6 protein-coding genes and 1 pseudogene are annotated in these 8,755 nt (G+C 68.6%); 3 read left to right on the top strand and 4 right to left on the bottom strand.

The window, feature by feature from the left end; genetic code table 11:
- A pseudogene (locus AC559T_RS06595) lies at positions 1 to 195 on the bottom strand (IS5/IS1182 family transposase); the annotation flags it as partial.
- Positions 196 to 545: 350 nt separating this feature from the next.
- Entirely contained in the window at positions 546 to 1,748 is a 1,203-nt protein-coding gene (locus AC559T_RS06590) for a zinc-dependent alcohol dehydrogenase (RefSeq protein WP_498868106.1), read from the bottom strand.
- Positions 1,749 to 2,151: 403 nt separating this feature from the next.
- Here AC559T_RS06590 and AC559T_RS06585 point away from each other — a divergent pair, with 403 nt between their 5' ends.
- Positions 2,152 to 2,793 (top strand): hypothetical protein, encoded by a 642-nt coding sequence (locus tag AC559T_RS06585; protein WP_498868105.1) that lies wholly within the window; start codon positions 2,152 to 2,154, stop codon positions 2,791 to 2,793.
- A gap of 51 nt (positions 2,794 to 2,844) precedes the next feature.
- Here the strand turns inward: AC559T_RS06585 and AC559T_RS06580 are convergent, their stop codons facing one another.
- Positions 2,845 to 4,398, bottom strand: a complete 1,554-nt coding sequence (locus AC559T_RS06580; protein WP_498868104.1) for a wax ester/triacylglycerol synthase domain-containing protein — start codon at positions 4,396 to 4,398, stop codon at positions 2,845 to 2,847.
- A gap of 631 nt (positions 4,399 to 5,029) precedes the next feature.
- Here AC559T_RS06580 and AC559T_RS06575 point away from each other — a divergent pair.
- Complete coding sequence (locus AC559T_RS06575) at positions 5,030 to 5,827, top strand: SCO6745 family protein (protein WP_498868103.1); 798 nt, start codon at positions 5,030 to 5,032, stop codon at positions 5,825 to 5,827.
- Positions 5,828 to 5,971: 144 nt separating this feature from the next.
- Here AC559T_RS06575 and AC559T_RS06570 read toward each other — a convergent pair whose 3' ends face one another.
- Positions 5,972 to 6,640, bottom strand: coding sequence for a class I SAM-dependent methyltransferase (locus tag AC559T_RS06570; RefSeq protein WP_498868102.1), 669 nt, complete (start codon positions 6,638 to 6,640; stop codon positions 5,972 to 5,974).
- Positions 6,641 to 8,551: 1,911 nt separating this feature from the next.
- On the opposite strand from AC559T_RS06570, the gene AC559T_RS06565 reads away from it, so the two are divergent.
- Positions 8,552 to 8,755, top strand: a 204-nt coding sequence (locus tag AC559T_RS06565) for a hypothetical protein (RefSeq protein ID WP_498868101.1), incomplete at its 3' end; no start/stop codon positions are given.

The following is an 8,755-nucleotide window of genomic DNA, read 5'->3' as shown; positions in this document are numbered from 1 at the left end:
TGCCGGTGGGACCGGCGGCTGCCCTTTCGCACTGTCGCGGTAGACCTCGGCGAGTTCGGTCTGGAACGCCTCGTCGAACAGCTCATGGCGATACCGGCGCAGGAACACGAACAGCTTCGCCCGCCGCACCAACCTGATCACGGTCTGCTCCGCAGTCGAGGGTTCCACCGGTGGACGCCACACCCCAGGACGCATCAGCCAGCACCTCCCGATCAGAGATGGGCACCGAGCGCCCACCAACCGCTGCTGCCTACCACAGGTCACACACGGCTACCTGACCGGCGCTCTAGGCAGTTACCGGAAGGGAACGGTGGGTGTCCGGCCGCTTGGGGTGATGCCGCCCGCATGGGTGGGTGCGTCCGGGTTCGAGCCCCGGACGGCCCACCACGGCGCAGTTTCTCGACGAGGCTGACAGGAGCTGACCGGTGTCGCCAGGAAAGCGACGACAGGACCGGGTGAGCAGCTCCAGCGCCGCCTTGGAAGCGCCGTGGGCACCGCCGATCGGCGCCGGCCGTTTTCATATCCGTGGCGGCGGCTTTTCCGTGTTAGCTGGTCAGGTCCAGGGCCACCTTGAGCCAGCCAGGACGGCGCAGGTCGAACTCCTCGTAGGCGGCGAGCACGTCCCGCATCGGCTCATGCTGGGTGACCATTTTCTGTGGGTGCACCACTCCCGACTCCACCATGTCCAGCAGCTTCGGGATGTACCGCGGATGGTTGCCGTTTCCCATGTTGATGGTGAGGTTCTTGTTCATCGCGGTGCCGATCGGGAAGAACCTGTCGGTCGGCGGATACACCCCGATGATGCCCAGCGTGCCTGCCTTGGCCAGGCTCTCGACTGCCCAGGAGTGGGCCTGCGTCGGCGCGTCGCCAGGCTTCCAGTGTCCGTTGTGCGCGTGAGTCTCGGGGGCGATCTGACGCAGTTCCTCGCGGTGCTGATCGTCCTGTTCGCGGGCGCGGGCGGCGGCGGGGCCGGACTTCGGGCTTTCCGCGTCCACCCCCACGGCGTCGATGGCCCGGTCGGGACCGATACCGCGTGTCAGATCCAGGATTGCCTCGACAGGGTCCTCTTCGTTGAAGTTGACCACCTCGGCTCCGAGCGCCTGGGCACGGTCGAGTCGGTCGGCGTGACCATCGATCGCGATCACCCGCGCGGCGCCGCGCTGGAACGAGGACAGAACGGCGAACTGTCCCACCGGCCCGCAGCCCCAGACCGCCACCACGTCGCCATCCGATACTTCCGCGATGACCGCGCCGAAGTATCCGGTGGGGTAGATGTCCGACAGCGGGATCGCCTGATCATCGGAGATCGAGTCTGGCAGCCGGAACAGATTGGTGTGGGCGTAGGGTACGCGGGCGTACTCGGCCTGCAACCCGTCGAACGAGCCATTGTCCCTCGGAGCGCCGTAGAAGGCGGATCCGGTCCTGCGGCCGTATGGGTTGATGTCGTCACATTGGGCGAAATAGCCGCTGCGGCAGTAGGTGCAGGAGCCGCACCCGAGGACGGCGGACAGCAGCACCCGATCGCCGCGCCTGAAGTTGCGGACGCTCCGGCCGACCTCTTCGACCACGCCGACCCCTTCATGCCCGATGATGAGGCCCGGCTTCATCCCCGGTACTGTGCCCCGGACGAAATGAAGATCCGTGCCACAGATCGCCGCGGTGGTGATGCGAACGACGGCATCGGTCGGCTGTTCGATCTTCGGTTCGGTGACGGTGTCAAGGCGGATGTCGCCCACGCCGTGCCACACGACTGCTCTCATCGCCTTCCGCTCCTTCCGTTCTTCGGGCCCGCAGTACTGATCGCGATCCCCCGCCGGTCCGACTCACCGCTGGCCTCAACTCCGCCGGCTTTCGTTCCAGCATCGACGACCTGGCGGGCGCATTCCATCGCTACAGGTAACTATGGCCCGAGTGGGACGCCGGCGCCCGGCGAGACGACCGGGCGAGGGACTAAAGAATGACATTTATTTCGAGGTCGCGGATGCCGCGCAAGGGTGTTACAGGCGGCAGGACGGGCATATGGCGACAGGTCGGCTACCGCGGTGATCCTTGGACTTTCCGCACGATGAGTGACGGGTCGTCCGAGACCGTTCCCGCGCGTAGGCCCTCCGTGATCGTTACTCTGACGGTTCCCTGTAGCCAGGATCAGGTTTGGCTGCGCTGGTCGTCAGCGCGGACGGAAAGATGGAATCGCTCACCCCGATCAACCCCCGCGGGGAACCGCGGTTCACCGCGTTCGCGGTGTCACCGGACGGGAGCCGCCTTGCCCTCGACGGCATGGTCGCGGGCACGACGGGTCTCACCGCCGGCATCACCATCGTGAACGTCAACAGCGGCGAGACGCAGACCTTCCGCAACAAGCCCTCGGACCAGGACGGCATATGGATCCTCGACACCAGCCAGGGCAGCAGTGACCTGCGCGCCAGCTCTCACCGCGTCACCAGCGGCGCGCAGCCGGCCTTCGAGGCGATGTCCGAGTTGACGCTCAATGCGAACAGCACCCGCGTCTACGCCGTGGTCACCCGGCGCGGTCAGAATCCGTACCTGACGAAACGCGTCATCGAGCTCGACGCAGCCACCGGGCGTCAACTGCGCGTCCTGCTGGAGCTGAGCCATGACTACTCGCTCACCACAGGCTGGAACGCCAGCTCACTGGCACTCGACCCCAGCGGGCAGCTGCTGATGGTCAGCGACGCCGGCGCCGACTACTACCGTGTCGACCTCGGTTCCGGGCAGACCTCTCGTCTCCCAACGGCTGTGAACAGGGGCAACCCCAACGGTCTCGCCTGGTAGGTGACGGGTGTGCCGGCGGAAGGCCCTGGACCGCGTCCCACACAAAGATGATCAACTTCGGTGTGTCATGTCGGGAGTGGGCTGGTCTGGCTGGTAAACCTCGCCGGGACGTGTGGCGAGGCCGCGGCGCGCGAGGAGCTGTACAAGCGACTGGAGCTGCTGGCGCTGACCGTGCCGGTCGGGGTATCCGGGCGGCTGGACGATCGGGCGGCCCTGGAAGGGATCGACCTGCACCGAACCCGTGTGTCGGCGAGGTCCGCGACGGACGAGTCCATCGTCGACGGACGAGTCCATCGGCATCGTCGCCACGAGATCAGCCGAACACGTGGTCTCGGCCGGGCTCCGGACCGGGCCGTGGCGGAGGCCGGCCGCTGCCTCGAGCGCGTCCAGTTCGGCCTCGACGAGTTCCGGCAGCCGCGCCCCGTCCCGCACCGACCCGTCCATCGTGAAACCGATGCACGCCTGCCCGTCGAGCCCGCCGAGCAGGACCGCCAGGCGTTGGCCTGCGGGGAGCGGAGGGGCGGGCACGGCGGCGGTGACTCGTCGACCGAGGATCTCAAGCGGACCGGACAGTCCGCCCGGGTTGGACGCGGTCAGCGCGAAGACGTGGGACATGATCCCGGTGGACAGCACGGCCGGTCGCAACGGCGCGGGAACCGTCCAGAGGAAGAGACGTTCCGCGACGCCCGGAGTCCCGCCCCGCTTGTGTCGGACGGTCTGCCGGTGGATCGCCTCCACGCGCCGGTGGACCAACGCCTCACCGTAAGGCAGCGTGATCCGTACGGTGGTCAGGTAGTTGCTCATGTGGTCCCGCTCGGCCGCACGGCGGGTACTGACCGGCATCGCGGCGTGCATCTGGCCCCGGAGCCGGCCGGGCCGATCGGAGCCGGGGCGGGGCCAGGCACGCAGAGCGCCGGCGAGCGCGGCCAGGAAGACGTCGTTCACGGTCACCTCGTAGGCGCGGCTGATCGCCCGTAGCCTGGCCAAGTCCACCTCCAGCCAGGTGTGGTGCGGGTATCCCGTGGGTGCCGCCGAGAGCGGGCCGATCGTGGACGTCCGGGTAAGCCATCCGAGTGAGTGAGCGACGGCCCGACAGACGGCTCGGGGGCCGGGCCGGCGATCCCGCGACATCCGCAGAGGTTCGCGCTCCGATTCTGGGCCGGACAGGCCGAACAGCTTTTCCAGCACCACGTTCAGTGCCGTCCCGTCTATCCACACGTGGCTGGCGCGGTACAGCAGGGTGAAGCCGTCGCGGCGGGGGCCGTGGAGCAACCAGAGCTGCCACGGCGGAGCGTCCAACGAGATCTCGACCGCTGACAGCCGCCCCACCGCCTCGCGCAGTCCGGCGAGCCCCGACTCTGCGGGGAGCCGGTACTCGTGAACGTGCCGGGCTGGGTCGAAATCGGGGTCCGCCACCCAGACCGGCCGGCCCCGCCCGGCCGAGGCGATCCGATGGGTCAGCGGAGGAAAGTCGTGCGCCCGGTCCGCGACAAGCTCGCGCAACGCCTGGACTCCTGGCACGGGGCCGTCGGCGACCAACAGGCAGCCGACCGCCAGCGGCGTCTTCGGGAATGCTCGCTGGTATCCGAGTATGAGTGCGTCCATCGGAGTAAGCGGCCGAATGGGAACGTCAATGCTGTCACCGCGGCCCGCCGCACCCCGCCCCCGTGCTCTCCCGTCGCTTCCCTCACGCGGGTGACGCCCATGCTCCACGCGCGGGGCACGCCACCAGAAACCCGAGCGCGTCATACCATGCCGCCCCCGGTCAACATCGACGATTCGCCGCGCGATTGTCACAACTGGCTCCCTGGATGGACTGGAAAACCGGTTACTTCCTGAACGCTATGCCGTGATGTGGAAAATTCGGCGCGAGGCGGACCGTAAACTGAACGACAGAGCCGAACATACGCGCGGACCGCCGCCGGCACGCTAGGGAAACCACCAGAACATCAGTCTGGTTTCCTGGTTTCCTGGTTGGCGGTGGGAGGCTCCGTCGCCCTTGGTGTGGCCAGAAGATCGCTGTCCGGGGCAGGGTGTCGGGCACCCGGCCGGCACAACGGGGCGTCATCACGTGATGACCGTCGGCACCGCGCGACCGGCCGGCGCGGACACCGGCGCACCATGCCAAGTTCTGAGACCGGACCCGTCCTGAACTCCGTGTGATGCCGGCCGGGAGGGGCCCGGGCCGGCATCACACTTCTTGACCCCGCCCTGACGGGCGGGATTGTGTTGGCCCATGGCCGAGATGAACGTGGCGCGGAGAATGTGGCAGTTGTTCGAACCGGTACACGCGGTCAGCTTCTCCGCGCCGGCCAGTCTGGCGGTGTGGGCGGACGCCGGGCTGCGCAGCCCGTGGCGGGCCTACTTCGCCGGCCGGACGGCACCGCTGGGGCCGGTCGAGGCCGGGCCGGTCGTCGCGGCCTTCTTCGGGTACTCGCCCGTGATGGTGGCCAGGGTGCTGCCGGAGGTCTGGACCAGGATCCCCCCGGAGAAGGCGCTGGCCGTCCGGCTCGACGGCGCCCGCGCGGCACTTGCTCCGCTTGTCGCGGCGACCGACGCGGACGAGCTGGCTGAACTGGCCACGCTGCTGCGCTCGGCGGCCGAGCGCGTGTCAGTCGCCGGCCGGGTGCTGGGCGCCGCGAACGCCGCACTGCCCTGGCCCGACGACCCGCTCGGCACTGTCTGGCAGGCGGCCACCATCCTGCGGGAGCACCGTGGCGATGGGCACGTCGCCGCGCTGGTCACCGCCGGTGTCGACGGCCTGGAGAGTCTCGTCTGGCGGACCAGCCGGGGCGGCCCCGACCGCGCCTTCTACCAGCGGATCCGGGGCTGGACCGAGGACGAGTGGACGGCCGCGGCCGACCGGCTGCGGGCCCGTGGCTGGCTCGACGCCGAGGACGCGCCGACCGCGGCCTCCCTGGCCGCTGCCGACGAGTTGGAGGCGACGACGGATCGCCTCGCGAGCCCGGTGTGGGATGTGCTTGGCCCGGCCGCCGTCGACCGCGCCGCCGCGCTGCTGGCCCCGATCACTTAGAAGGCACGGAATACGCTCAGCGACATACGTCCTGTCACAGCTCCGCATGTCCACGGACGTCCACCGTTGTCTGTGGACGTCCGTGCCCGTTGCTACAGGGGTCGCTAAACCTGACGGCCCTTCCGAGCGATGCGCGCAATCTTGCTATCGGTGGGCGTCTTCGCCATCACCGATGAACTCGAACAGCCGAATCTTCGGCAGGTAAGGCAGCGTAGGGCCAACCAGCCGATGGGTTCCGACACCGATAAGGAAACCCTCTTCCATGTCGAACCCCACCTCCTCGAACCCTGCGTCGGCGAACCAGGTCCGCACAGAGGGAGTGAGATCGGGTGAACGGCGATGACGTGTCCAGATCACGGTCCCGGCTGGCCGGAGCAGTCGCGGTAGTTGCTCGACGGTGTGCCGTACATCCGCGTCGCTGAGATTCCCGAACACCCCGCAGACCAGGGCTAGGTCTGCCGGGGCGACACCCTCGTACACGCTCGTGCTCGAAGCGTCGCCCACTACGATTTCCACACCCTCCAGTCCAGCGGAACGCGCCTGGCGATCGGCGTCGGCGGCAAGATCGGGATCGAGTTCGACCAGTCTGACCGCTACATCGTCGTGACGCTCATGATCAGCCAGTACGCCGAGGATGTCGCGGCCTTGGCCGGCGCACATGCTCAAAACGCGGATCTCTCCTCTTGGCTGCTTGTCCAGCGTCTGCCGGATGCGCCGCTGGACGATAGCGAGGCGGCGACGCAAAGACGATCCCGTGACCTCGTACTGCCGGTGCCAGTCGATCCAATGACGCTCAGGAGCAAAGCGATCCATGAACTACGACCATAGTCAGGACGTTTGCGAGGTGCGGGCTGGCGACGCGCCGGCGAGCATGGCGTGCCAGCGCCCCCTACCACTGGAGGTTGTCCGAGGTATGACGACTCTCGGACTGAACGGCAGTGGAACCTCGGTGGAACGTTGGCGAGACTTGCCGTCTCCACCGGATACGACGTGGTTCTGAGTAACTCCCGAGGGCCGGAGACCCTGGCCGTTCCGTTCACGCCGCCCATAGACAGGGGGCGAAGCCCTCCAAAGAGCCACCGCCTGCAACCGACGACCCCAACATCACGATCGGGGCTCACGCCATCCGCGGGCGTTGCCCCCGACTTCGCGTGCTGCCCTCAGCAGCGCAGGTGCCGCGCCGCCTCGCAGAGCGCCTCGTCGACCGGCCTCGGGGTGCGCCCGAAGACGGCGATGGTGGCGGTCGAGTCGAGGACGAACGGCCGGGTGAACCCCCGAGCTGCCCGTATCCATGCTGGCGCGGGGCGTCATCGGTTGGATTTACCTGTTCGGCGCGGTGAACTTCGAGCTCTTCGGCCGGCTGAACACCCTCGTCGAGGCCAGGGAGACGTACTTCGCTATCAGATGCGTGAGATCGCCCGGCTCATCGGGCTGTGACGACCGGGTGCGGTCCGGTCAGGCCGGCCGGCCGGATGGGTCCGGGTCCAGTCGGCCTGCAGTCCCGGCCGTGGCGGTCTCAGCCGCAGTGCTCCCAGCCGCTCCCCCAGGACGAGCCAGCGTAACTACCGCCCCACTTCACACACTTCCCCGGCGCGTATACGTACACCGGCCCCGCGTAGTACTGAAAACTGCCCGAATCAGACTGCCGCGCCGAACTACCTTCCACCTGCACCCACGCACCCATCGACTCGGCCACCCCCACACCCGACCCCGACTTCAACGTCACCACACAGTTCCGACTACCGTTGTACAGCAGATAGATCACCGCCGTGTCACCCGCCAGAGAATGCCGGTCGATCTGCGAATACCCCGACCCACACACCTGCGTCGCCGAGTACGGATTCGGATTCGGATTCGGTGCGGGTGCGGGTGCGGGTGCGGGTGCGGACGTAGGCGCAGGAGCCGGCGCGGCCGGAGGCGCGGGGGCCCGCGCACCCTGGGACGCGGGCGGAACCGTCGGCGCGGGCGCGTCGGCGGGCGCGAGCGACCCCGAACCGTCGGGCTTGGACCCCGAACCACCGGGACCCGAGGTGGGCACCTGCCTCGACGGTTCCCCGCCGGCCTCCGGGGTGACCGGTGCCACGGAGCTGCCTGCCACGCCGACTTGCTGGGACGCGGATCCCGCCGTGTCCTGTTCCGGACGGACCCCCTTCGGCCCCTCCACGATCTCCCCGTCCGCGTCACGGAGATTTCCACCCGCCGACCCCGAACCGTTCGACCCCGAACCGTTCGACCCCGACGAGGTCCAGACGACCACCGGAACCGCGATGATCAGAGCGGCCACGCAGGCCGCCACCACAAGCAGAACGTTACGGCGCCGGCTGGGACCCGATCCCGGGCCCACGGCGGCCCCGCCGACAGGATCGGACGCATCCGGCCCCGGGCTCGCCGGCGGGACGACCGACGGCTGGGCGCGCTCGTCCTCGCCGAGCGGATACCCCTCGGATGGATGCAGGTAGCCGCCGCGCCCCGTCTCGTCGTCGGTTCCCGGCGGCGAGGACAGGTCCTGACGCGGATCTTCCACCTCAGCCAAGGACGGCCCACCCGGAGGATCACCGGCCGGACGGGACACCGCCGGCTCGCCACCGGATTCGTTCCCGCAGACTGGCCTGGTCCGGTCCGTACCGTCGGGCTCCGATGTCGGTTCCTGCATCGCCGGCGCTCCTCGGCAAGTAGGGGCAGAACGTCCGAAAGCTTGTCAGGACCGGATCAGGACCGGTCGATGTGGGGTCACCGACCGGCCATGACCGCGGCGAGGTCGGCACCGGTGAGCTGCTGCTCACTTTGCGCGGTCAGGGCTGGCCCAGCGGCGTGCGATCCCGCAACGTGTCGCTTCGGCCCGACGGAGTTCGCTCGTACCTGTTCACGATCGCCAGAAACGTCATCACCGACGCCTGGCGGGCCGAGCGGCGACGGCCGTCACTCGTC

Origin of the sequence: Frankia sp. Hr75.2 (assembly GCF_949319125.1) — a bacterium.
GTDB classification, from domain to species: Bacteria; Actinomycetota; Actinomycetes; order Frankiales; family Frankiaceae; genus Parafrankia; species Parafrankia soli.
Note: the sequence above shows the minus strand (reverse complement) of the source record. Positions and strands in the feature narration are given on the sequence as shown.

Excerpts from the sequence above, each read along its gene's own strand:
- AC559T_RS06580 (WP_498868104.1), bottom strand. The coding sequence starts at position 4,398 with ATGGACGCACTCATACTCGGATACCAGCGAGCATTCCCGAAGACGCCG.
- AC559T_RS06575 (WP_498868103.1), top strand. The coding sequence starts at position 5,030 with ATGGCCGAGATGAACGTGGCGCGGAGAATGTGGCAGTTGTTCGAACCG.
- AC559T_RS06570 (WP_498868102.1), bottom strand. The coding sequence starts at position 6,640 with ATGGATCGCTTTGCTCCTGAGCGTCATTGGATCGACTGGCACCGGCAG.